At 43.1% G+C, this 26097-nt stretch carries 19 protein-coding genes; 5 read left to right on the forward strand and 14 right to left on the reverse strand.

The annotated features are described in order from the left end of the window. Positions 1-68: 68 nt before the first annotated feature. Complete coding sequence (locus tag D7Z94_RS12815) at positions 69-1157, forward strand: amidohydrolase family protein (protein WP_120711919.1); 1089 nt, start codon at positions 69-71, stop codon at positions 1155-1157. Positions 1158-1223: 66 nt separating this feature from the next. Further along, positions 1224-1562: an L-rhamnose mutarotase gene (locus D7Z94_RS12820; protein WP_120711920.1), complete on the forward strand. Its 339-nt coding sequence runs from the start codon at positions 1224-1226 to the stop codon at positions 1560-1562. Positions 1563-1565: 3 nt separating this feature from the next. Here D7Z94_RS12820 and D7Z94_RS12825 read toward each other — a convergent pair whose 3' ends face one another. The 6 genes from D7Z94_RS12825 to D7Z94_RS12850 form a co-directional block, all read right to left on the reverse strand. Further along, positions 1566-4763 (reverse strand): PVC-type heme-binding CxxCH protein, encoded by a 3198-nt coding sequence (locus tag D7Z94_RS12825; protein WP_120711921.1) that lies wholly within the window; start codon positions 4761-4763, stop codon positions 1566-1568. Between the two features lie 27 nt (positions 4764-4790). Continuing rightward, complete coding sequence (locus D7Z94_RS12830) at positions 4791-5762, reverse strand: Gfo/Idh/MocA family protein (RefSeq protein WP_120711922.1); 972 nt, start codon at positions 5760-5762, stop codon at positions 4791-4793. After that, complete coding sequence (locus tag D7Z94_RS12835) at positions 5759-6775, reverse strand: NAD-dependent epimerase/dehydratase family protein (RefSeq protein WP_120711923.1); 1017 nt, start codon at positions 6773-6775, stop codon at positions 5759-5761. The genes D7Z94_RS12830 and D7Z94_RS12835 overlap by 4 nt, the downstream gene beginning before the upstream one ends. Before the next feature lie 186 nt (positions 6776-6961). Then, positions 6962-8074, reverse strand: a complete 1113-nt coding sequence (locus D7Z94_RS12840) for a zinc-dependent alcohol dehydrogenase (protein ID WP_120711924.1) — start codon at positions 8072-8074, stop codon at positions 6962-6964. A 69-nt stretch (positions 8075-8143) separates the two neighbouring features. Beyond that, on the reverse strand, positions 8144-9298 hold the full coding sequence (locus D7Z94_RS12845; RefSeq protein WP_120711925.1) for a Gfo/Idh/MocA family protein: 1155 nt from the start codon (positions 9296-9298) through the stop codon (positions 8144-8146). Positions 9299-9366: 68 nt separating this feature from the next. Further along, entirely contained in the window at positions 9367-10413 is a 1047-nt protein-coding gene (locus D7Z94_RS12850; RefSeq protein WP_120711926.1) for a sugar phosphate isomerase/epimerase family protein, read from the reverse strand. A gap of 244 nt (positions 10414-10657) precedes the next feature. On the opposite strand from D7Z94_RS12850, the gene D7Z94_RS12855 reads away from it, so the two are divergent. The 3 genes from D7Z94_RS12855 (at position 10658) to D7Z94_RS12870 (ending at position 14260) form a co-directional block, all read left to right on the forward strand. Continuing rightward, entirely contained in the window at positions 10658-11908 is a 1251-nt protein-coding gene (locus D7Z94_RS12855; RefSeq protein WP_211341783.1) for an MFS transporter, read from the forward strand. 145 nt (positions 11909-12053) lie between these two features. Further along, positions 12054-12893 (forward strand): sugar phosphate isomerase/epimerase family protein, encoded by an 840-nt coding sequence (locus tag D7Z94_RS12860; protein ID WP_120711927.1) that lies wholly within the window; start codon positions 12054-12056, stop codon positions 12891-12893. 254 nt (positions 12894-13147) lie between these two features. Continuing rightward, positions 13148-14260 (forward strand): ThuA domain-containing protein, encoded by a 1113-nt coding sequence (locus D7Z94_RS12870; RefSeq protein WP_120711929.1) that lies wholly within the window; start codon positions 13148-13150, stop codon positions 14258-14260. A 30-nt stretch (positions 14261-14290) separates the two neighbouring features. On the opposite strand, the gene D7Z94_RS12875 is transcribed toward D7Z94_RS12870, so the two are convergent. The 8 genes from D7Z94_RS12875 to D7Z94_RS12915 form a co-directional block, all read right to left on the reverse strand. After that, complete coding sequence (locus D7Z94_RS12875; RefSeq protein ID WP_120711930.1) at positions 14291-14497, reverse strand: helix-turn-helix domain-containing protein; 207 nt, start codon at positions 14495-14497, stop codon at positions 14291-14293. 9 nt (positions 14498-14506) lie between these two features. Further along, positions 14507-15151 (reverse strand): DUF2975 domain-containing protein, encoded by a 645-nt coding sequence (locus D7Z94_RS12880; protein ID WP_147415883.1) that lies wholly within the window; start codon positions 15149-15151, stop codon positions 14507-14509. Positions 15152-15321: 170 nt separating this feature from the next. Next, positions 15322-16335 carry a sugar phosphate isomerase/epimerase family protein gene (locus D7Z94_RS12885; RefSeq protein WP_120711932.1) on the reverse strand — a complete coding sequence of 338 codons (1014 nt, stop codon included), beginning with the start codon at positions 16333-16335 and terminating at the stop codon, positions 15322-15324. A 6-nt stretch (positions 16336-16341) separates the two neighbouring features. Beyond that, positions 16342-18921 (reverse strand): PVC-type heme-binding CxxCH protein, encoded by a 2580-nt coding sequence (locus D7Z94_RS12890; RefSeq protein WP_120711933.1) that lies wholly within the window; start codon positions 18919-18921, stop codon positions 16342-16344. 250 nt (positions 18922-19171) lie between these two features. Continuing rightward, entirely contained in the window at positions 19172-22237 is a 3066-nt protein-coding gene (locus D7Z94_RS12900) for a DUF6797 domain-containing protein (protein ID WP_120711935.1), read from the reverse strand. A 109-nt stretch (positions 22238-22346) separates the two neighbouring features. Beyond that, positions 22347-23726 (reverse strand): alkaline phosphatase family protein, encoded by a 1380-nt coding sequence (locus tag D7Z94_RS12905; RefSeq protein WP_120711936.1) that lies wholly within the window; start codon positions 23724-23726, stop codon positions 22347-22349. A 4-nt stretch (positions 23727-23730) separates the two neighbouring features. After that, a complete protein-coding gene (eboE, locus tag D7Z94_RS12910; protein ID WP_120712069.1) occupies positions 23731-24924 on the reverse strand; it encodes a metabolite traffic protein EboE in 1194 nt (397 codons plus the stop codon). Between the two features lie 5 nt (positions 24925-24929). Next, entirely contained in the window at positions 24930-26096 is a 1167-nt protein-coding gene (locus D7Z94_RS12915; RefSeq protein ID WP_120711937.1) for a 3-dehydroquinate synthase, read from the reverse strand. Position 26097 lies beyond the last annotated feature (1 nt).

Here is a 26097-nt window from a genome sequence, read left to right on the forward strand (position 1 = left end):
TATGGGATGGACCTCCTATCGGAGAAGAATAAATAACCAATCGCACGGAATAATATAAAACCACGATTATGAAAAATAGCCTATATGTTTTATTTGCAATGAGCATTTTTTTTGCCTGCAAGCCAAAGGCAGAAAGTCAATCTTCGAATAATGAACCAGTAATTACCCTGGACGAGGGAACTCTAAAAAAAATAGATGTCCATGCACATTTTAAACATGCCAGGGAATACCTACCCGCATTCTTTGAAAAATGGAACATGCAGGCTGTATTGGTCGATGTTTACCGAGAGGATGAGGTAGGTATCATTAGAAGTTGGGATAACTATTTGACCCATGTCCAAACCTATCCTGAAATGTTTAGTCTATGTTCCGCAATTATCGGAGTGGGCATAGATGAGCCCGACTATGCACAAAAAACCATTGAGCAGTTAAGCAAGGAAATCGATTCCGGAGCTAGAATGGTCAAGGTATGGAAGAATTTTGGCATGGTCACCAAGGATGCTTCAGGGAAATATATTCAAATTGACGATCCCCGTTTACAGCCAATCTGGGACTTTTTAAAATCGAAACGAATTCCGGTGATGGCCCATATCGGAGAGCCTGAACAGGCGTGGAGGGAGCTGGATCCCCAAAATCCACACTACGGATATTATAAGGAGCACCCGGAATACCATGCCTACAACTTTCCAGAGATACCATCCTATGAAACGATAATAGCTGCGAGGGACAACTGGATAGAAAAAAATCCGGATATAAATATTTTGTGTGCACACTTGGGCAGTATGTCCCACAATGTGGATATGGTAGCGGAACGGCTTGATAAATTTCCAAATATGTACGTAGAGCCAGCCGCAAGGTTTGGAGATTTGGCGGGACAGGATAGCGATAAGGTAAAGGCTTTCTTTACGAAATATCAGGATAGGGTGTTTTTTGGTTCCGACTATGGAAATAGCACACCACAAGACTCCTTGAGCACCACCCAACTTAAAGAAGAACAGCAATCACTTGATGCCAATTATTGGCTGTTATGGAACTACCTTAGTGGTACGGATTCGTTGGAGATAAGAGGTCAAAAGACCCGTGGCCTGGGCTTGCCCATTGACATTCTGAAAAAGGTATATTATCAGAATACAGTAAACTTTTTAAAGCTAAAATAGAGTTTGGAGAGATAAATCGATATCAATTTAAAAATAACCGTTGCAATCAATTAAACGTAATAACCCATGAAAAGACACTGCTTGGCCCTTGATCTAAAGAATGATGAAGCCCTAATCGCAAAATATGAAGAATACCATAGGGAGGTATGGCCAGAGGTACTGGACAGCCTGCAGGATTCCGGTATTGTACATATGGAAATCTACCGAATTGGGAATCGTTTGTTTATGATTATTGAGGTGGAGGATTCCTTCTCCTTTGAGAAAAAGGCCCAAATGGATGCGGACAATGAAAAAGTTCAGGATTGGGAGGTACTCATGTGGGATTACCAACAAGCGCTGCCTATGGCCAAACCCGGTGAAAAGTGGTTGCCCATGGAGAAGATTTTTGACTTTAAGGCCTCCTGAATTTTATTCCATAGGGTATAATTCAAGAAGTTCTCCCGGACTATAAAATCCCTCCTTGCCCTTAATTCCTTCCCGTATTTTTTTGACCGTAGCGGGTAGAACTGGCAGGGCTTTGTTTCCGGGCATGTTTCTTACATAAGTCAATACCGAGGCGACTTCCTCATCATTGAGCATTTGGCCGAAAGGGGTCATGGGAACTTGGCCAGGGTACTTCTTACCTAAAACCTCAATTGGGCCCATAAGCCCTTTCAAAGTCAACATAATTAACCGTTCCTCGCTTCCGGTAACCCATTTTGAACCTATAAGCGGAGGAAATTGTGAGGCTTCGAGCCCCTTACCGTCGGGCTGATGACAAGTGGCACAATACCCGTCTCGTTCATAAATTTCCTTACCCTTTTTGAACATGTCACGGTTTGTTCCAATGAGATTGGTTTCCACCGTTTCCTTTTTACGTCCCAGTCTTTCATCGTTTAGATGTGCGATAGCGGCGGCAAAAGGTTTTTCCATCCACTCGTCCAATTCCTTCTTGCCCGCTTCCTCAATGATGGGCAAGCCCACATCCTTTCCAAGCCAAGAGGCCGCCACAAGTGCTTCAAGCCTTACACGAGGGTTGTTGTCCTGTGCGGCTTTCATTAATAGTTCTGCCTGATCGCTTACCTGATGGCTTGTATACCTTAGTACCCTTATGGCAGCCGTCCTAGCCCTAAAGTCCTCGGCACTCAATAACTTCTTCAACAATTCCTGATCAACCTCATTGGCACCCCAGGTAACCCACAGGGCTTCCAAAAGGAGTTGTTCATATTTTTGGGAATTTTCATCCAGGGCATCGACCCATGGTTTCAATTTTTTTAGCACTTCCGAAGTTTCCCTAGCACGTAATTCCCTTTTTGTCCGATATCTTGTCCTATATTCGGGAAGCTTTAAGTTATCCAGTAATTCCTCAATAGTCGCATCCACTATTTTAGCTGGTTCTACCAGCGGTCGTGATGGGTAGGTAATCCGATATACCCGTCCGTGAGCATGATCCCGCAAGGGATCCCGTGCATTATGTTGCATATGGCCTATTAGAACATTATGCCAATCGATAAAATACAGGGAGCCGTCCGGGGCAAACTCCAAATCTACGGGGCGAAAATTCTTATCGTCGGCATAAACCAGATCTTGCCGATGTTTGGTTATATAACCGGATGAATTGGGATCATCTACGACCCTATGTTGTTTTGTACCTAAAAAACCAATGGTATTGTTTATGAGAAGGTCGCCCTGCACATTATCGGGAAAGTGCCTACTGGACACGAATTCTATTCCCGAAGTTGGCCGAACTAGGTGTTTTTTTTCAATAAAGTTTTCGGGTATGGGAGAACTTACCCCATAGCGGGGAACAATGGTTCCAGGCATCATCCAAGTAGCGGAAGGTCCAGAAGTATGAATAAAGAAATTTTGGCCCCAATCATCAAACGCAATACCCCATGGATTTGGAATGGCCAATTGGGCCGTTCGCTCCAGATGATGCCGCTGTGGGCTGTATCTATAAAATCCACCATTGGTTCCCCTTACGGGCCCGTAGGCCGTTTCCACATTGGTATGTAGAAAGGTGCCTTCACCCATATAAATGGCTCCAGAGGGATCTGTTGTAAAGGCGCTAATGGCATGATGGGTATCATGGTCATCAAAACCGCTCAGTATGATTTCCTTTTCATCGGCCTTATCATCCCCATCGGTGTCCTTTAAGAGTATCAGATCGTTGCCTTGGGATACATAGACCCCTTCCGGGGCAAACTCGAATCCGATAGTCAAATGTAGTCCATCCGCAAAGATGGTCTCCTTATCGGCCTTGTAATCTCCATCGGTGTCCTCCAGAATAATGATTTTGTCATTGGGCTTACTATCCCCCGCTTTGTAATGGGGATAACTTGGCATTACCCCTACCCAAAGTCTGCCTTGATTGTCAAATGACATTTGCACGGGATTCGCCAAATTGTTGAATTCTTTTTCGGAAGCAAAAAGCTCTATTTTATACCCTGGTGCAACCTTGATCTTATCCAAAGCATCTTGACCGTACAAATATTCGGGATTTCCGTTTTTTTCACTGGCCTTATAGTTAGTCTTTACCGGAGGAAGCACCTTGGTATGGGCATCGCTTTTGGCCAAATCCATTTTTTTGCCTTGTGAGGCCATCCAAATGGCAGTGTCGCGAATGGCAGTCATTTGCCTAATCTTTTCTATTTCAAAAGGATAGTTGTCCGGGCCAAAGGGATCATATCTTCTTCCATATACATGCACGCCGTTGGGAATCTTGAAATCATTGAGCCAAAACCAGTTTTTTTCCTTTACTGCCTCATGGACCAAGGTTCTGTTTTTTTCTACCTTACTCGTAGTTTTACCAAAAACCTGATCTGCCAGGAAGCGGGAAAATTTTTGATAGCCCTTATCATTTAACTGAAATCCATCTGAGGTCAAATTGTCGGAAGTAGAATCAAACCAATTTTTGGACGCATCAAACGCATTTACAAATAGTATACCCTCTTCCGCTGCAACTTCTCCCATGGCCTTGGTATATAGTTCCAAGTTCTTGTTTTCTTTTTCTCCATTGGGCAAATCCATTTTTTCGGAAAGATCTTCATAAGCAATCGGTGATATCAAGGCCAGTTGTGGAGGATGGCTACCATTATAGTTCTGACTTAAGGTATGTTTGATAAAGGCCCGTAATTCCTCACGATAGTTTTCCAACCCTTCGGCTCCCTCAAAGGACTCCGTATATCCAAAAAATGCAATGATAATATCGGCTTCCAGACTGGTAATCCATTCATCCGGAGTGGGGAAATGCCCTACCCCTCCTTTTTGATGCCCTCCATCGTCCTCCTCAAAATGTATTTTACTACCAGAATCATGTTCAAACCTGTCCGCTCCAGGAAAGGCCCAAGGAGAAGGCCGTGCCGCATGTGGCCTAAAAGCCGGAGTGTTGGCCCCGTCTCCCATATTTCGTATAAAAAGGGAATCTTCCGGATATCGCAATTGCACTTCGGTCTCAAAGTGACCAAAATTCATCATTCGCCATGCCAGGTTATTGCCTATCAAAACGATGTGGGAATCCTTTTTTAATTCCAAAGTCGGACCTTCTTTTCTACTACAACCGACTACCACTAGGGTAAGGCAAAACAATAGTATTTTTCCTTTGCTCCAATCTATCCTTCTTCTCATCTAAACGTTACTTTGGTTGATTATTTCTTATTTGAAAGTTATATGTAATCCTTCTTCTACCGACTTTTCACAAGCTTCTATTATTTGCTGACAGGTAATGGCATCTTCCAAACTGGAAAGTGGCTCCGCATCCTCCCGTAAAACCTTATTGATGAAATGCGTAGTGGTATTCTTTATGGATTCCGGATAGCTGTAATAGGTCTGGGAGTGGGCACCATTCCGGTCATTGATTACCCAATCGCGATAGCTATAGCGTGTACTGCCCTTGGTACCGATGACCTTGATGATACAGGTCCAGGGGTCGCCAGCATGGTCATCATTCGCAAAACTGGCACATAAATGGCTTAGGGTTCCGTTTTGCATTTGAATATTGGCCATAGCTACATTTTCCTGTGGTGCCAGAGTATCATCAACCGTATGTTTTAAACACGATATGGTCTTTGGCTTTCCTGCCAAATATAGCATGGTATAGCTATGGTGGGTCAAAATCTGACGAATTACGCCAGGATATCTGGCCCTAATCTCATCCGCGTGATGAATATTATACATCATGTAAAACTGGGTAACATCTCCCAGCTTACCGCTCTGGATCATATCCTTTGCCCGGCGAATTCCCGTTTCATAAATATAGTTATGGACGGGCATACATTTTACGCCAGCTTCGGCTATGGCCTTACCCATTCTTTCCAATTCTTCAATTGTGGAAGCCGCAGGTTTCTCCACCAAAACATGCTTCCCCGCTTTTGCGGCCCTAATAGTGTACTCGCAATGGGTCTCCATATTGGTCAATATGAATACCGCGTCAATATTCGGGTCATTCATCAAATCATCTACAGAAGCATAGGTCTTGCAACCATATTGCGCTGCCTTCACCTTACCTTTTTCGGGAGTACGATTCCAAAGTCCGATTAATTCCGAGCCTTCCAGACCATTGATGGCCTCCGCATGCAAATCGGCCACATCACCCGCACCGAGTAAACCTATTCGTATTGTGTTCATGTGTTTATCGAAAAATCTAAAATATCCTTCTCCGCCATTTTCTTGAACTCTTGTAAGGACGTCCGCACCCCTTCGGCAATGGCAGTACGCGGTAAATTTTTGAAAGTACCATCAATTTTAGTGTGGTCCAAATCACAGATAAAAAGATTGGGAGGAGCATTATCTATTATGGAAAGTTTTACAAACGCTCCCATTCCCAAGGCATTGGCCTGTTCTTCAACAATTTGTAAAAACGATGGTATGGGTATAGTTTCTCCCTTAATATTAAAAGCTCCAAAACCGGAATACGATTGTAACGTACAAGCAGCAAAGTGAGCCCCTACGTCTTCCACAAAATGATAATTCTCGCGTCCCTGATATGGCATCACAAAGGGCATCAGCCTCCCTGAGACCGACCCCATGGCTATAGCCTTCATGGCATTGGTAGGTGCTGAGGTCTTGCCTTTGTCCCTACCCTTACCATAGGTGGTATTGATACGTAAACAAACCGTTGGCACCTTTGTATTGTCATAAAATAAACGGGCCAAATGCTCTCCTGCCAATTTCCAAATTCCATAATGATTAGGTGGTGCCAGAGGTACATCCTCGGCAATGGTCTCCTGAGGGTACATGGATCGCATCCCATATACTGCTCCAGAACTTGCGAATACGAACCTTTTTAAATCCGGAAGTTTCTCGGCGGCGTCAAAAAGGGCCACTGTACCTCCTGTATTGATTTCCATGCCACGGATGTGATATTTTGAACAATCCGGACTTTGGTATGCACCCAAATGAATAATATGGGTCGGGTTAACTTTTTGGAGCACTTCTTCAATGGCTCGGTAATCAGAAACGTCCAGGGTGACAAACTCCAAACGGGAATCCAAATCTTCGCCTAACCATAATTTCAAGGGATCGGTATTGTTGGATCGTGTAGCGACGATAATTCTATCGACTTCGGACGACTGCAATAACTTGTAAATGGTTACCGAGCCTATACAACCCGTGCCTCCTGTAATAAATATTGTATGCATGTATGTTGAATGCTAGATTATTGATATTTGATGTTGGACAATAGACTGGTCTTCCATTGGAATTATTAGGTTTAATAATTTATGGGTAAGACAAAATAAAATGGAATGATTCCTCAATCCGCCATAATTGTCTTGAATCCCATATCACTTCTCTCCCCTCTCATATCTCTTGTCTCTTTAAAAAAATCAGTTCATTTTTATTACGGCCTTTACATTGTTTGCCTTGATCGAATCCTCAAAAGCCTGCGTAATATTCTCAAAATCATAAAAATTGGTATAGTGTTCCGATGGAAATACTCCGGTTACCATCAATTTTTGGGCAACCATATAATCATCCCTACAGGATCCCATAGACCCCCTCATATTCAAAGACGTACGGGTAAGATGTGTAGCGTTTATTTCAACTTCCTTGGGATAGGTGGCAATAACACAGACATCCCCTTCCGGTCGCACAACGTCTATGGCTTCGGTCAATACTTGGGGGACTCCAGAGCATTCAATAAGTAGATCTACCTTCCCATTGGTTCCAAAAGGGATGCCCTTATCATCCACAATACCTTTGGACAATTGGGTGTTCAACGTATGGTCCGGGGAGACTTCTATGGTAATAAAACCTCGTTCCTTTGCTTTTTTAAGGCGAATATCCCGATCATGGGCTATTCCGGTAACAGCAACCCTAGCCCCTGCCGCCCTTGCCAATTCGGCGGACATAAGACCGATAATCCCACATCCTGTGACCACCACATCCTGCCCTGGTTTTATGTTACATTTATTATGCAGGGCGTTTACGATAATGGATAATGGTTCTACCAAGGCACCCTGCTCGGGCGTAAGACCATCAATCAAATGAACGACCCGGTCGGACTCCAGCACCACCTGTTGACCAAAGCCTCCATTTCTATGAAAGCCGATGATTTGTTTATTGGGGCATAGATTCCATTTTGCCACGCTGCAGGCCGGGCAATCTTCGTCTTGGCAACCTAGCATGGCCAAGGGTGTAAAAACATCACCCACTTTTACATCACCGTGATCTCCAGGTCCCAATTCCAATACCTCGGCACTGAACTCATGGCCTATTACCCTTGGACGTTCTACCCAATCAAAATTGGGTTTCCCTAAACTTGCACTATTATCCGAGCCACAGATTCCGGTATAGAGTGTCTTGGCCAAAATTTCACCCTCCTTTAATCCAGGAAGGTCCATATCCACTACGGAAGTATTGCTTGTTACCGAAACTCCGGAGTTAGGATATATTTTTTCCCTTCCATGAAGGCAAAAACCTTTTATTGCGTTGGTCATTCTTAACGAGTTCTTTATTGGATTTTTAAAATAGGATATAACTGGGGTTTGGAGATATTTCCGATACCACTACCAATCAACACCAGTTTCCTGCCAGCTTTTAGATTTTGCGGAATTCAACACGGCTTCGCAAACCTTTTGCGTTTCCTGGGCCTCTTTAAAGGTCGGGGAACAAGGCGTCCCATCTTCAATACTTTTGAAGAAATCGGCCACTTGGTGTACAAAACTATGCTCATACCCGATAGACAGGCCAGGGACCCACCATTTGTCCATATAGGGTTGGTCACCATCGGTAACGTGAATGGACCGCCACCCCCGTTCTATAGATTCATCCCGATGGTCAAAATATTCCAATCGGGACAGGTCGTGCAAGTTCCATTTAATCGATGCGTGCTCTCCATTGATTTCAAAGGTATACAGGGCTTTATGGCCCCTAGCGTAACGTGTAGATTCAAAGAGTCCCAAAGAACCATTATCAAAATGGCAATGGAAAATGCAGGCATCGTCTATACCTACTTTCTGTACCTCACCGGTACCCGTATGTACCCTTTCCTTGATAAATGTCTCCGTCATGGCCGAAACATCCTTGATGCCCCCGTTCAACCACATCGCCGTATCTATACAATGTGCCAAAAGATCTCCGGTAACTCCTGATCCGGCAGCATCGTTATCCAATCGCCATAATCCCTCCCCACCTTGGGGAAGCTCCGGACTAATGGTCCAATCCTGTAAAAAATTGGCCCTATAGTGAAATATCTTTCCAAGCTTTCCGTCATCAATCAATTGTTTGGCCAAGGTCACCGCAGGAACCCTGCGATAGTTGTAATATACTGTGTTGGGAACACCGGCCTTTTCCACGGCATCTACCATGGGTTGTGCCTCGGCCACGGTCCGGGCCAATGGTTTTTCGCATAGTATCATTTTTCCGGCCTCGGCCGCGGCTATGGCAATCTCGGCATGCATGTTGTTCGGGGTACAAATATCAATGGCATCCACATCATCTCTGGCGACCACAGCCCTCCAGTCGGTTTCTATGGATTCATACCCCCATTGGTCGGCGAATGCCTGCAAACGTTCCTTGTTACGGGCACATACCACTTTCAGCACAGGTTTATGCTTCAATTCCGGGAAAAAATCACCCAAACGCTTATAGGCATTGGTATGGGTCCTACCCATAAATCCGTATCCTATCAGTCCTATTCTCAATTCTTTTTTGTCCGCCATTTATAGTAATCGATATTAAATTATTGGTGTTTTGTTTATTGTATGAAATACTACTACTTCCTGCTCCACTACCCCTCGTACCATCCGTGAAGCTCGCGCACCTTGATCATGGCACCCAGGACATCGTTCCAAGTTTTGGGTTGCATCATTACCTCATTGGGGAACATACAGCCATCCCAACAGATATGTTTGAACCTTTTGGTAAGGCTGCCATCTTCATTTCGAAGCCAATGCCCTGCATCTACAGGAATATCCAATTTCCCATTGGGGTCCGCGGCCTGGCAGTGCCTTCCGGTCTTGTCATGGGAACCTGCCCCGAACACCGTTCCATCATTTTGGGCTACATGAAAATCTATCGTCCAGGGCCGTAAGGCGGCCGTAAGGGTTTTAAGACCCTCGGTTAAGGTGGCACGATCGTTCCATTGAAAGTCTTCAGGTAAAATTCTTTCATCGGGTTTGTTATATCCTAGTAAATATAATAAGGTATGAGCCATATCCGCTTGGAAGCCGATATTTGGTCGGTCTACTGCTTCCAAGGTATTGACCATGGATTTCCACCCATGCATCCCACCCCAACAGATTTCACCTTCCGCCGCCAGGGATTCTCCATAATCCGCAGCAATATCACAGGCCTCCCGGAATGTCTGGGCAATCAATTTTGTGTTTCCAACAGGATCCTGAGCCCAACTTTCGGGATCTATGGAGGAGTCTATACGAATGATACCGTTTGGACGGACTCCTATTTCACGTAGCTTTTGGCCTATCTTACAGGATTTGTGCACCTGTGTCACAAACTGCTTACGTTCTTCTGCGGTACCCATGGCAGATCCCCCTCCTGTAGGGGTCCACACGGGAGCGACCAGACTTCCAATTTCCAAGTTTTTGGACGTCGCCTTGTCCGCCATTCGTTTGATATCATCATCCGAAGCATCAATATCCATATGCGGATCGAATAGAAACAGGTCAAAACCGTCAAATTTTGTTCCGTCCACTTCCGCATTGGCGGTAAGTTCGATCATGGTATCGATGTCTATTGGGGGTTCGGAATCGGGGCCTTTACCCACTACACCGGGCCAAGAGGCATTGTGCAATTTAGGATAATTGTTCTGTTGCATTTTATCTTAGTTATTTAGGGTATTGTAAATTATCGGTGTGTACGTACACTAAGTGGACTAATTTAGCTAAAATCATGTATTTCATGAAATAAATGTTGTGGCTTTTTTAACAGCAACCTATATTTTGTGATAAACTGGTAAGACAACCATAAAATAATTATGATAATAGCAAAAAAGTAAGTAAACTTATACTTTGAATTTAAATTTTCTAGTATTGATTTTAATCAACCTAAACTAAAAACGTATGGAAAATACCGCTTCCACTTCAATGGTAAATGACAAAAGATTATTTTACGGTAGTTGTTTTGCCTTGATTACTACAGCTTTATCATTTAGTATCCGGGCTGGCATCCTCCCCCAGTTGGGAGAAGAACTGAGTTTATCCGCTACACAATTGGGTTTCATCAACCAAATGTGGTTTTTGGGCTTTCCCATATCCATGGTTATCGGCGGACTGATATATCATAAGGTTGGTGGCAAGGCAATAATGCAATTTGCTTTCTTCGCCCACGCCATAGGCATTATCATGACTATCTATTCAGGTAGTTATACGGGTCTGCTCATATCAACGCTTCTTATAGGGCTGGGCAATGGATGTACCGAAGCGGCCTGTAATCCTATGATAGCGGATGCCTATGAGGGTAACAAAATGAGTAAAATGATGAACCGTTTCCACATGTGGTTCCCCGGAGGAATCGTCATAGGAAGTATTGTTTCTGAAGTTATGACGAAAGTACTGGATATGAGTTGGGAATCACAAATTTGGGTCATCATGATACCTACGTTAATCTATGCCTACATGTTCTTTGGTCAGTCCTGGCCTAAGGCAAAAGTCAAGGAAGGTGCTACTCTTATGGGTAATTTAAAAGCCATGGTTTCTCCGTTATTTCTTTTTATGATTGCCTGCATGTCTTTGACCGCAATTTCAGAATTCGGGCCTCAGCAGTGGGTAGGACTGATATTGTCCAAAAGCGGGGCATCCCCTATGATTATACTGGCTTTGGTTACGGGAATTATGGCTGTGGCACGATATTTTGGTGGCGAAATGGTACATAAATTCGATCAAACTGGAGTGCTTTTAGGGTCTGCGGTTCTAGCTACTATCGGCATTTATCTGTTTAGTACGCAAACCGGAGCTATGGCCTATGTGGCGGCCATCTTTTTCGCCTTGGGCATTGCTTACTTTTGGCCGAATATGGTTGGTTTTGTAGCAGATAAAATCCCAAAAAGTGGTGCCTTAGGCCTATCCATTATAGGTGCGGTGGGTATGTTCTCCTCATCTATTTTCCAACCTATCATTGGTAGTTGGATTGATGCTGACAAGGCCGAAGCTGCGGCTGCAGGTCTTACAGGAGACGAATTGGAGTTGGTTTCCGGTCAGGCCACTTTGGAGACCATGACCTTGTTCCCCGGAATATTGATCGTACTATTTACCATACTTTATTTTTGGATGAAGAATCGGAAACCGGAAGCTGCGGCTGCAACGGCATCCTGACGACAGTAAAGTTTTGACCATATGGAATCGCAAACCAGGTCAAAAAACACATAGTATTATATTCGCCCCCTGCCTATTACAGGTGGGGGTTGTTTCTTTTAAGAAATGGTATTGAAAACTGAAATACCGCAATAAATTGATATAAATGAAAATTGGAATGAACCTTTTGCTCTGGACCAATCATGTGACGGAAGAGCATTATCCCATTATTGATAGTTTAAAGGAAACAGGATACGATGGCATTGAACTCTATATGGGTGAAGGCGATGTGGCACACTATTCCAAATTGGGAAATCATTTGTCCCAATTAGGCCTGGGAGTCACAACGGTGACCGGATTGGGACCTGAAGAAAATATCGCCAGTCCCGATGCCAAAATCAGGCAGGCCGGGCTAGACCGACTAAAGTGGGCCATCGACAATGGGGAGGCGTTAAAAACTGAAAATATATGCGGGCCCCTACATTCTAGTTTTGCCCATTTTACCAGACAACCCCCGACAATGGAAGAACGCCAGTGGAGCGCCGAAATGTTACGTAAAGCAGCTGAATATGCCGCTGAAGCCGATATTATGTTGGCTCCGGAAGCCTTAAATCGGTTTGAATGTTACCTGTACAATACTATGGAAGACCTACGGACTTTAGTAGAGGCCGTGGACCATCCCAATCTAGGAGCCATGTATGACACGCATCATAGCAACATTGAGGAAAAAAGTCAATCCAAGGCCCTTAAGACCATAGCACCCCATCTTAAACATGTACATATTAGTGAAAATGATCGAGGAACACCCGGTAGTGGACAAGTACAATGGGAAGATGTTTTTACGACCTTAAAAGAAATTAAGTATGATGGATGGTTGACCATAGAGGCCTTTAGTACCATAATTCCGGAATTTGCCAATGCCATTAACGTATGGCGTGATTATTCACCATCAGAAGAAATATATACCAAAGGACTTGCCTTTATCAAAGAGGGATTGGGGATTTGAAGTATAAGATATGAAGTAGGAAGTTAGAAATCAGCAATAGTAACCAACAACCATAAACTATCAACCGACAACTAAATTGTGAAGTACGAAGTGGTAAGTGGTAAGTGGTAAGTGGTAAGTGGTAAGTGGTAAGTGGTAAGTGGTAAGTGGTAAGTGGTAAGTGGTAAGTGGTAAGTGGTAAGTGGTAAGTAAAAATATCAAAATCAACCGGCAACGAACAACGAAATAAATAACATGAAAGTCAATCGATAAATATGAAGAAAATATATACACTTTTACTCCTTGCCCTATTAATGGCTTGCGGACAAAAAACGGAAAAGAAAGAGACGGAAAAGACCGTTGAGGAACCGAAGCAACTATTGACCTTTGAAGGCAAGGGTGATACCGGAAAACATATTGTTTTGATATCAGGAGATGAGGAATACCGTTCCGAGGAGGCTTTGCCCCAATTGGCTAAAATCCTGTCCAGACATCACGGGTTTACCTGTACGGTATTATTTGCCCAAAATCCGGATAAACCGGGAATAGTGGATGCCAATTACCTAAAAAATATCCCTGGTTTAGAAGCCCTTAACACTGCTGATGCCATAGTACTCTTTACCCGTTTTAGGGCACTCCCGGATGAGCAGATGAAATATATTGATGATTATCTCAAAGCGGGGAAACCGATTGTGGCTATCCGGACGGCTACCCATGCTTTTAACTTTACCGAGGAGGACTCTACCTCCAGCTATTCCCACTATAGTAATGCATACAAAGGTGATATGACCGAATGGACGGATGGTTTTGGTCGTCTTATCCTGGGTGAAAAGTGGCATACGCATCATGGACACCATAAACACCAGAGTACTCGTGGAGTTATTCCTCAGGAATCCACAAAACATCCTATTACCAACGGTATCGAAAATGGTGAAATTTGGGGTTCTACAGATGTATATGGTGTTAGACTCCCTTTACCAGGAGATGCGCAACATGTAGTTCTTGGTCAAGTTGTCAATAGAAAAGGGGAATACGATGAGAACGACCTTTTTTATGGAATGCGACCTACGGATGAAGAAATTGCCGATGTTAATGATAAGGGAATGAAGGTAAACGAAACCTTGATGCCCATTGCCTGGACCAAAAGTTACCAAATTCCAAATGGCAAAATGGGCAAAGCTTTTACTTCTACTATCGGCTCTTCCAGTGACCTGATGAACGAAGGGGTTCGGAGACTTTTGATTAACGGAGTGTTTTGGGCATTGGATATGACGGTACCCGAAAAAGCCAACGTGAATCTAGTTGGTACGTATAACCCTTCTGCCTATGGATTTCAAGCGGATGACTACTGGTTGGAAAAACGACTGAAAATCGAGGATTTGGAATAAAAACAACATTTCTTATCAACAAGTCTGTAGCTAATCTTTACGGTACTCAAGAATTTCCCCGGGTTGGCATTCCAAAGCCTCACAAATAGCCTGAAGTGTACTAAAACGAATGGCCTTTGCCTTTCCTTTCTTCAAAATGGAAAGATTGGACATGGTAATCCCTACCTTTTCCGAAAGCTCTTTAAGAGACATTTTTCGTTTGGCCAACATCACATCAAGATTTACAACAATAGGCATACTCTTTTCTTAAATAGTTAAATCTTTTTCTGCCTTTAATTGTGCTCCAATACGAAATGCCTCAGCAATGACTAAAAGGAAAAGAGATATGAATAAAGAGTTTAGCGTGACCCAAGAAAATAAATTAAAACTTGTGAATACCATGCCAGAAAATTCCAATCTATCACTGAAATAGGATGCAGAAATTACCGTTCCCAATCGGTCTAGAATAAAAAACACAATCCCCAGTAACCCAATATACCTCAATCGAATGGCATTTTCCACAATGAAGAACTTTCCTATTCGCACTGAATCTAGGATACGAATTGTCAACCGCAAAGAAAGAAGAAAAAGAACTTTAATCAAAAGGGCAATAAAGCTGTATATGGCCAAAAACCCTCTAGGAACATCATCTGACATAATTGCTCCGGTTGCACCTCGCATATAAAACTTTGCGGCCGAACCATCATTGAGTGTTTTTAGAGAACCCTCATCGGCAAAGGAAAACATCACGGGAAAATCCATATGACGTGTTGGACCACCACTAACAAATATGAAGATGCTATAAATCAGCCAAATAATTACTCCAATTGCAACAATGAAAAAGCCAATTCTAAGCACCCATAATAAAAACTGAATAAGAGCACTGCCATAAACCCTATTTTTCACTACCATAACAATCAATTTAATTGTAAAAAAACAAAAAAAATTATTGATAAACAATAAATAATAACTGTTTTTCAATAAAATTCATCAATTAATGGAAAGCATTGGAATTGATAGACGCTAGAAGGGCTGCAATTGCTTACCTATCCATAATGAAGCCACTTTCTACATAATCCGGTTCAAATCAACGGGTATAGCTCCGGATGTTCCGAAAACCTTTTTCTAAGTGCCTTTATCGTATCCACGAATTGCTTACAGGCCACAAAGGGATCTCCGCCTATACGCCATCCTTGTGTGGAAATGGGGCCAGTGTACCCAAATTCATAAAGTTTGGCCAACATCCAGGCCATATCTATTTGCCCCTCATTAAAACGAACTGCCTGAAAATTTGATGGTAAAAAGATACCATTAGTGAGGACCACATAATTTAAGTGCTTCATATATTCATTTTTTATGACTTTATCCAGCTCGTCCGAAGCCGCATTGGCGTACCAATGATGGGAGCAAAAAGCCGGACCTATGGCAGTCGCCTTAGCCCCTTTTAATATCTTAAATGTGGACTGGGGTGTATCGCATATCCAATGGATATGAGGATATAAAGCACCAATAATCCCAGATTCCTTACAAGCCTTATCGAAAGCGGCGATGATTTTATAGGCACGTTCCCAATGTCTGTCCTTGGCCCTGGCCGAACCACTTTCTGCAATAGTATCACCCATCAATTCCCCACGACCACTCAGGGACAAGGAATAATAGGGCTTTATGGGCAGTTGGGACAAGGCCTTAACGTTATTTACAATTTTTGCAATCTCCTCGTCAATTTCAGGAGCCTTGGCATCAATAACGGCTTGCGTAGTACCATGAAAACCCATTACCTTAAATCGTGTTTTCCCGAAGAGGTCCGTTACTTCTTTCCACGTATCCGAATCCGTATGTAACCCAACAAACTCAAATCCATCAAAACCTGCATGATCAGCAGCTGCTAATTTTGCTTTCCAGGAATAGGACCTTCGGTTTCCCGAGTGGAAATTATCAAATAGAACCAAAGGGTTTTTTGGTAACTCCTTAATTATCTTTTCTTCGTAAAATACCTGTCCCTTGCCATTTGAAGCTCTTGTTTGTACAGGAATGCCCATGGCCATTCCTGCTGCAGTTCCAGCCACACGTTTTACAAATGTTCTTCTATCGCTCATAAATCTCTATTTTAACTGGCTTAGATATGTAATCAAATCGTTGAATTCCAATGGAATCATAGTCCTTTCCAGCCCTTCTGGCATCAAGGAACTTTCCATCACCCCATAGGACGAGGGGTTTTTAAACGTATCATATTCTCCGTTTGTATTCATCAACTCGGCATAGTTAAGATGTACATCAATCTGTCTTCCCGTATGCCTAGTCCCTTCTGCATCCACCAAATACCAGCCCTGCCATTCCGGGGAAATCTCCAAAGAGGGTTCCAAAACCGCCGAAATTAGTTGGGAGATGGATTTACTGTCTCCAATATTGGACAATTCAGGACCAAAAGATCCCCCCCAACCATTTACCTTGTGACAACTTGTACAGAGACCGATTCTATTTTCAAAAACCAATCGCCCGATTTCGGAATTCCCGTTGCCTTTTACCGATGCATAATCGGCTTCATTAAATGGCGCGGTAACATCTTTAAAACAATTATTCCAAATGGAAAAAGCAGTTTCCGAGATTTGGTATTTGGTATTTTCAACCCATTCCTCGATTTCAGATCTTGTTGTATCATCCAGTCTAGCCGCACAGAGATACTTTAGGGCGGCATATTGTAGGATTTCGTCATTTTCATTAAGCATGCCCAGTACCTTCTTGATGTATTTTTGCGGGCCGTAACTCAGTTCCTGCACGGCCATTGATCGGGCAATTGATGTAAAATCAGTATTGAAAGCGACGGTTTGCAGTGCCCAACTGAAATCGGTTCCCGGTATTTTTTGAATGGCCTTTATTAGGGCGATTTGAAGCCTCCCGGACTTGGCATTCCCGAGAAGTTCTTCGATAATCGCCTTATTTGACTTAAAATCCTGCAAGTAAGGTATTGCCATTGCCTTTACCTCCTCGCCTATAACCGGGTTCTTCAAAATATCCTTAATAAACGATTTGGGCAGTTCCCTCGGGATTGTGGAACTTCTACCGGATCTTTTCCTTATCCTGTCCATGAAATCAGGTTGCAAATGCCGAACGGTTGCCAAAAAACTCTCGAAAAGTTGGGGCGGTATTTGGTTTTCCCTCAATGTACTGTACAAATGAGGCTCCATTTCGGTGATACCTTTTTTGGCTATATACATCAAGGTCATCCTCTGCATATCCTGATTTCTATCTCTCAACAAGGAAAGTATGGACGTCTTATTCAAGTTTTTCTTTACCTTAAAAAGGGTCAATAGACCTTGTAAACGCAGGTGGGGATTGTCACTTTTTATTAAGGGAAGTAATTCTTCGAGGCCAGCATTTTTTGCCAGGGAGTGCCGGGTAATGGCCAATTCAAAAAGATCTTTTTGTTCGAGGTCAGCAATAAGCTGGTCTACGCTCCTTGTATCTTTTTTAAATATATTGATGCTACGCTCTGAGTATGGTTGTTTTGATACGACTGATTTAGACTTTACCCGCCATAAACGCCCACTACCATGATTAGGGTATTCCCGTAAGACCCAATCCGTAATATATAGGTCTCCCCTACTATTTGTGGCCAACGAAACAGGATGAAAAGAGGCATCCCCCTGAATCAACACTTCGGGAATACCTTTTACGGAGGAGCCGTTTTGATCAAGAGGGATGCGAACCATGTTGTTCTCCTCCCAAATATTCACCAACATTTGAGAAGCGTAGGGGTCTCCAAAATTGGTAAAACTCCCATCGATCATGGCGCAAGGTGCCTCTCCCAAAGGAGCGGAAAAGGGCAATGTTCCCGGTAATTCCCCATTCCAAGAAGAAAAAGGATGTATACCACTTCCGCCGTATACCGATTTGTATCCGTAATCCCCACCGGGTACAATCTCAATCAATCGATTTGGGCCTCGGCTGTCAGGATCGTTATCGGTTACAAAAAGTCGACCTTCGCTATTAAACTTCAAATCGAACGGGTTCCAGAAACCGGTGGCCAATTCCTCCAATTGGCTACCATCTACCTTGCATCGAAAGACATTACCGCCGTCACCATATCCCTCAATTTGCGAACCATCGGTTCCCTTAATGGTCCAAGGGTTTCCCCCTACATTTCCCCTGGAGACATAAAGCCAATCATCTTCACCTAGGGCAAGCCCCAAAATTCCCGCATGGTCATAAACATTTTTGGGCTCCACCATAGTAACTATTGCCCTCTTCATATCGCTCACACCATTTTTATCATGGTCAAGATATTGGAATACTCCGTTTTTGGTAGTCAAAAACAAACCATGTTCTAAATTGTAATGTAGATTCATCCCATCTTCTATACTATCGGCAAAAACTATCCATTTGTCCGGGATACCATCATCATTTTCATCTACCGATTTTTTGATTAAATCAAACTTTGGTCCTTGATAGTTATTTGGAGGAGTATGGGTATGGGATTCTAAAACATAAATGGCATCGTTTTCATCGATGGCCATTCCAATGGGCGTCTTAATACTTGGATGTTCCGCAATCAGTTGCAACGAAAGGTTAGGATCATGGAGAATGATGTTGCTATGGGAGGAGGGCTCTTCCGCGCAGGAAACCAAGAATACCGTAATGCAAATTACACTCCAATTGAAACTATACTGTAATAAAGACATCATGGGAAAAAACTCCTAAGAATTAATTTTTTAATCTAGAGACTGTTTTGAAACAGTCTCTTATTCTATGCATGTTTAAAGTACAGATTTCGAAAATGCCATCAAAATCCTTTTCTATCATAAGCCAACCATTTTTTGCATGGGTAGCTATTCCCTGGCAGGTCGATATAGGGTATCCAAACACTACCAAACTGGAGAAATTTCTTTTTTGCTACATTAAGCTATTCTTTCTAATTAAGGAGATGATTTAAATCTAAAGTGGTTCCTTTTCCATAGTCAAGGCATGTATGGTATTCTGAATGGTTCCTTGCATAGGGTCACCGTTTTGGGAAGCCAGATTGTAGTTTATCGTCATAACGTCCACGGGCTGTATATCCGGAATATAAAGTTTTACGGCTTTCCCATCGTGAAGTAATTCCACTTTGGAGATGTCCAAGGTTAGTTCGTCATAACGATCGGAACCGTATTTGCTACTTCTTACGAGGTTCCAAGTCTTTATCTCAAAATTCCCGACATCCTTGGCCTTGTTTTGATCTAAAGGCTGTTCAAAAACCAACTGCACCGATGACCTTGCTACCTTAAGGTCAACGGGAAGCGTTAGCGGTTTTCCGGTATAACGAACCCGATAAAGTCCCCCGCCCCGTAGCATTTGGTTGGTACCCCAGGCCGACATGCCACAGGCGTATAATTGTCCATCAGCGGGATTGAACCTTCCGCGCATAACACCCGTCAAAAATTTGACTCCAGGCAAATCAATGACACCGCCTTGCATCTGACCCTTCACTTTCTCATGAAGTACTAATTGGATTTTACCATAACCATAAGAGAAACTCAAAAGACTTCCATTTAGGGGTCCCCATTTTTCGCTATCTATCCATAAGAGTTCAGAGGGAGACCGGTCAAATTGCATGTCCACCCAGACCATGGGTTGTTCCATCGCAACTCTGGTGGTATCTTTGGGCGGACCATACCCCCACATATTACCGTAGAATTTACCTTTTCCATCGACCCAATTAATACGATTCATAGGGTTCCAAAACCCTTGTTGATCGGTAACCAAAAAGCTACCGTCCGGATTAATACATACTCCATTGGCCGCCCTAAAACCAGTAGCAATGATATCGGTTTGGGAGCCATCCTTACTGACTTTTAGCAAGGTACCGTGCTGGGGTACCAAGGCCTCCCTTGCATGACGCCCACTCTTGGCATAATACAAATTCCCCTGAGCATCTGCCTGAAGCCCCATGGCGAACTCGTGGAAATGGTCGGTTACCTGATGATCATGATTAAAGCTTTCATAGAAATCGGTTTCATTATCCCCATTAAAATCATGCAATAAGACCAACTGATCTCGACAGATTACATAGATATTATCATTTAGTACTTTTATACCCAGCGGCTGAAAAAGACCGGAACCAATTCTTTGCCAGGTAAGTTGTCCTGTAGTATCCGTAAGTCCACTAATCACCCAAACATCGCCATCCGTGGCGCAAACCACGGCCTTGTTCGCATCACCCATAAAGTCGATACCGCTCAACTTCATCCTACAGGCCCACGGGTTATCGAATGGAGGGGTCAATTGGTCTACCGAAAAAAGGCCATCTTCATTTCCTGAGGTAATTGTAGTTTTTATCTTCTCGGGATAATGTGCGGGACCACTTGAAGTATATTGCGCCAATGATTCGGGTAGGCTTGAAGCGGCCAAAGCGTTCAAATTCTTTACGGATGAATCTGCAATAAATAACTTGAGGTTCACTGACGTTCCATGTTGAACCTTAAGTATTACGTAACCTTCCTCCTCTTCGAGCACAGCACCTTCACCCACGAGAGCTACTTCATTAGCTACCGGTGCCACTTTCATTTTTAAATTAGAGGTCGATGGACTGATATTTAACGTTCGGGTAAAGATGGTTTCCTTGCCTCGTTCCTCTACACCCAATTCTTCCAGAATATTGGCATTTCCCACGGTGTAGGAAATAATCGTGTGATTTTCATAGTGATATAGTCCCTTGTAATCTGCCCAACTTTTGGGTAACGGCCCAAAAGCTCTACCGTCCCGAGCCCGAAATCTCGGATCTTCAAAAGAACCTGTTTCGGGATTGGCCCATCCCGGGCCTACTGGAGTTTCAAAATGAAGTTTCCCTACCGTCCTAGGATACGTCTCATGTTTATCATTGAGAAGAATCCCGTCCCAGTCTATAAATCCCTCACCGGTCCATCCCCCGGCAACACGCATAACGTCATGATCAAATATCATCCAGGCCTTGCCTTTGGACACTCCCCCATCCCCTTTGTCCAAACGGATGGCAATACCTTTATACGCAAAATTGTTCTTGCTATAGTCCTCATCAGGATATGGGGCGGGTCCTGGGGAATGATATCGTTCCGGTCCGGTTTCTTCATCCACCAACTCATAGGTGTTGATCAAAAAATTTCCATAATCCATGTCCGACCAGGGTTGGTAGGGTTTGGCTTCAGGACCTTGTGAAGTTCCTTTAGGCAGACCGGCCAAATAGCCTGGAGAATTGGCAATATAGTTTTCCTCTTTGTTTTCCTTGATGTATTTATGACGTATATAGGAGATGACATCATATTTTTCCCTTGGGGTCAGCGTTGGTTGTGGTGGCATGGAACCATAACCGCGGCTTATGGTCCGGTACATGGAGAAAGCATCGCTACCGGCCTTTAACGGTTGCTCCCAAAACTTGGTGGACAGCGGAATTGAACCTTCTACCTCATCGGTTCCGTGGCAGTTGATACAATTAGCGGAATATATCCGTTCCCCTCTTTGGTATCCTTCGCGATCCGTACTGGCAATGATACCAGCATGGTCAATATTGGTCTCGGATTCGGAAAGATCTGACTCGGAAAGCACATATACAATAGTAGAGCGATCTATCTGAAAGGGTTCATTGGATAACCTCGAGGCCCTAAATGGGGATACCTCATCATTTATCCTAAGTTCCCCAGAAAACGTATTTTCTTTAAATGTACCTTCCAACTTGGCCGCATTTCCAAAAAGTTCGAAGTTCCCCGAAAAACGGTCCGAGGTAATGGAAACATTTTCAAGGTTGAATGTCCCCCAATCCAAAGAGACCAGTGAAGCTTGATTATCTCCACCTGATTTCACCAATTTTAGAATTCCTTTGGGGTTTTCATCCCCAAGGTCAATCTCATAGTCCCAAGACTCTTCAAGGACCTTTGATCCACAACCGGTTAAATTGAGTAAAATTGAAGAAATCAATATCCAAAGGAGGTATTGGGGAAAGTTACTTTTTCGTGAACACCATTTTTCCCTTGTCCTGATTTGGAGTTTCATATTTTTGTTTTGTTGAATCGGTTGGTGAAAACGAGACTCTTTTTGAATCCTAATAAAGCCTATTCCCTAAAAATATAAAAATAATGGACTTCCAATACCAAAGGCCGCATCAATGATTATGGCAAATATGATTTTCCAATTGGTGAAAGACTTCGGTAGGTGGTATTTGCTCCTTTAAGTTTGCTGAGCTATTGTTAGTAATGAAAATAGGGTAATCGTCCACGTGCTCTGGAATCCTACCATGTGACCCCTTTATTAAACTGGCATCCAAGGGAATGATATCCATTACTGTTCTAAACCCCAATTTCTTTTTGATAAGTTTACCAATAACCTTGGGCATCACCCATCTATCATTTGGGTCCGTATGCATTTCCACTGGATCGTAACCCGGTTTTTTGTGAATATCCACCATACGGGCAAAATCTGGGGCCTTGGCATCGTCCAACCAAAAATAATAGGTGAACCAGGAATCCTTGTCCGCTATAACTACCAGATCACCACAACGGTCATGATTTAAATTAGCCTCCTTTATTTCCTGTCCCGACAGTACTTTTTCTACCCCCTCTACTTTTTCCAATGCTTCCCGTACTTTGGATTTGATGGAGCCATCGTTTAGATACACATGTGCAATCTGATGATCCGCTACGGCAAAGGCCTTGCTAGCGCCGGCATCCAAAAGCTCTAATCCCCTCTCCGTGCGAATGTTTACATAGCCCGCTTTTCGAAGTATCCGATTTAAGTGTACTGGGCGGTTCACGTTGGTAATTCCATATTCCGAAAGCAGGATAATATGTGCTTCTTGTTTCTGATAATGTTCTACCAATTGTTTTACCACACCGTCAATCTCTCGCAAATCCTTGGATATGATGTTGAAATCAAGGCCATAGCGTTGCAGGTTATAATCCAGATGGGGAAGGTAGACCAACGTAAGCGTTGGGTTGTAAATTTCATCCGTTCGCAGGGTGGCATCCGCTATCCATTGGCTAGACTTTATGGATGTTTTCGGGCCCCAAAAATGGAACAACGGAAACGTTCCCAATTCCTCTTGTAGGGTATCCCGTAAGGTGGCAGGGTGGGAATAGATATCGGGTATCTTTCTTCCATCCGCCAAATAATTGGGTCGTGGCGTTACATTATAATCGGTATTGGCATACATGTTATACCACCAAAATAAATTGGCGCAGGTAAAATTCGAATCTTGCTTTTTTAGTTTGTCCCAGATTTTTTCACTTTGAACCAACTTATTGGATTGCCTCCAAAATTTCACCTCACATTCGTCCTTAAAATACCATCCGTTGCCTACGATACCATGTTCCGAAGGGTATTTCCCAGTGAGGTAGGTCGATTGCGCCGAACAGGTAACTGCGGGAAGTACGGGTTGGATAACTGTTGATTTACCTTGTTCTAAAAAGGATTTTATAAAGGGCGTATGCTCCCCAATGAGTCGTTTGGTCAATCCTACTACATTAATCACCGCCGTTTTTTGCATAGGATTACAATCTATCCTTTAACCAATTGATTTCCCGAATAATCGATTCCGACAATTCGCGCTTTAATGCTTTTGGAAGCACGTCCCAGGTGTAGGTCTCGATTTCCAAATGTTTGGAAACGGCATGTTTTTTCAGATAGTCGATTACTTTCAAAATATGGTCCTGAGTAGAATACAAAGTGTCGAAGCGCTCCAAAAAAATAGGAACGTGAAAGTGAGCCCTTAACTCGGTAAAATCATTTTTTTGCTCTAAAACTATAGGTAAGTCGTTATAAGTCTTCACTTTGCCATCCTTTTTTTCAGTAACTTGATGCAAATAGGTGGGTTCATCAAAACGGGCAAGAGATGCCCAAATTGCATCTTGATTCTCTTCGTCAAAAAGTATTTTTAGAGCAGCACTAACTTGAATCTTTCCAATCTGGATCCCTATATCGGCAAACTTTTGAAAGGTATATTCCGGTTCTTCGTAGGCCAAGGAAAAATGACAAATGTCGTAACAAACCGTGATATGTTTTTTAATCAAGCCCTCGGCTTCGTCGGCGGTAATCCCAATTCTATCCTGTAACAGTGGAATGGCTATCGGCAGTAAATATTCTGCAAAAAAATGAACTACCTCCTCACTATTCTCCAGAAGACCGTCCGGTTCGGGCTCAATATCCAAATGTAAATATTTGCCTGTAGTAGATTCTAGATTACCAAGTTGTAAAACGATTTCCGCGAGGTGTTCGGCACCTGTTTCAAAGGCCTTTTTCTTTAGTTCTTCGCTCGCGTGCCAGTATTTGTAACTAACAGGTGAGGTAGAAATCCCACCTGACATTCCACTGGGAAGTAATTCCACCAACTGCTCAAAAAGGCGTTTGGTATATGTTACCCTTTCCCGCGTTGTCCAATCCGGGGCATGCACCTCTTCCTTTACACGTTCATCATGGAAGTTTCCATAGGGGAACCCATTCATAGTGAACACATAAAGGTCGTGTTGCGTCAACCATTCCTTGAATTCCATTAAATGCCCCTCTTCATCAAGTTCTTCGCTGGCCTTATTGGACAAACGTAAACCTAATCCAAAAGGACGATCGGGAGATACCTTTGCCTTAATACCAGGAACATATTCCTTTAGACTATTAAATGTACTTTCCCAATTTGATCCTGGATGAATATTTGTGCAATAGGTAAGTTGAGTAGTGGTGCTTATATGCATTTTAGCTAGTCTATTTTTATTTTGCAACCATCGTTTAGAACTTTAATTGCATGTTGCATAAGATCTAAATCGATTTTATTCACATCGTGCTTCTTGCCAATTTCAGAAATCAAGGTAATACAAAGCTCACCTCCTAAATGTTCCCGAAATTCCTCGATTCCTTGCAACAGTTCCTGTATTTCTTTTTCGGTTTCTACGGGAATGTGCAAATCGAGCCCGATTTTTTGCATTACATTTAAAATACGTTTTTGGGTATCTTCGGAAATAAGGCCCATTAGCTGCGAATATGTAATGTCCAAGGCGATGCCTTTTGCCACGGCCTCCCCGTGTCTAAGCGTATACTGGGACATCTGTTCCAGTTTATGGGCGGCCCAATGGCCAAAATCCAATGGTCTGGAAGAACCACTTTCAAAGGGGTCGCCACCTTGGGCAATATGATGCATGTGCATTTCGGCACATTTATAAATCACATATTGCATAGCGGTCATATCTCTATTCCTCAATTTTTCCGCGTTATCTTCAAGGTAATTGAAAAACTTTTTATCCTTGATCAAGGCGACTTTTAGGGCTTCGGCTATCCCTGCTATCCAATCCCTTTGCTCCAAGGTTTTTAGAAAATCCGTATCATTGATTATGGCGTAAGGCGGAGCGAAAGTGCCCAGAAAATTCTTCTTGTCAAAGCTATTGATGCTGTTCTTTACCCCTACGGCCGAATCGTTCTGGGAAAGTACAGTGGTAGGAACGCGAATCAGTTTCACCCCGCGATGTGCAATCGCGGCCGCATAACCCACCATATCTATTATGGCCCCTCCGCCAATAGCCACCACAAAGGAATGTCTACAAATGGAATTCGTATTGATTTTCTCCAATATGGCGGAAACATTTCCATAGTCATTTTTACATTGTTCCCCTCCTTTTATAATGAGACTTCCGGTATATTGTACGTTCGCGGAATACTGAACGCAATAGTCCTTTATCTCCCTATCCAGCCCAGGATGATGTTCATGAACACCCTTATCAATTACAAAAAACGCCTTTACCCTTCCATTCTTTTTATACCCATCAAAAACATCCTTGAACAACGTATTATGGACATCGAACAGCTTTTGGGTAAAGTGTAGTTTGTACGCGTACTGTACGGCAAAGGATTGTTCTATAGTTTTTGAATGCATC

Origin of the sequence: Ulvibacterium marinum, assembly GCF_003626755.1 — a bacterium.
In the GTDB taxonomy this organism is placed as follows: Bacteria; Bacteroidota; Bacteroidia; order Flavobacteriales; family Flavobacteriaceae; genus Ulvibacterium; species Ulvibacterium marinum.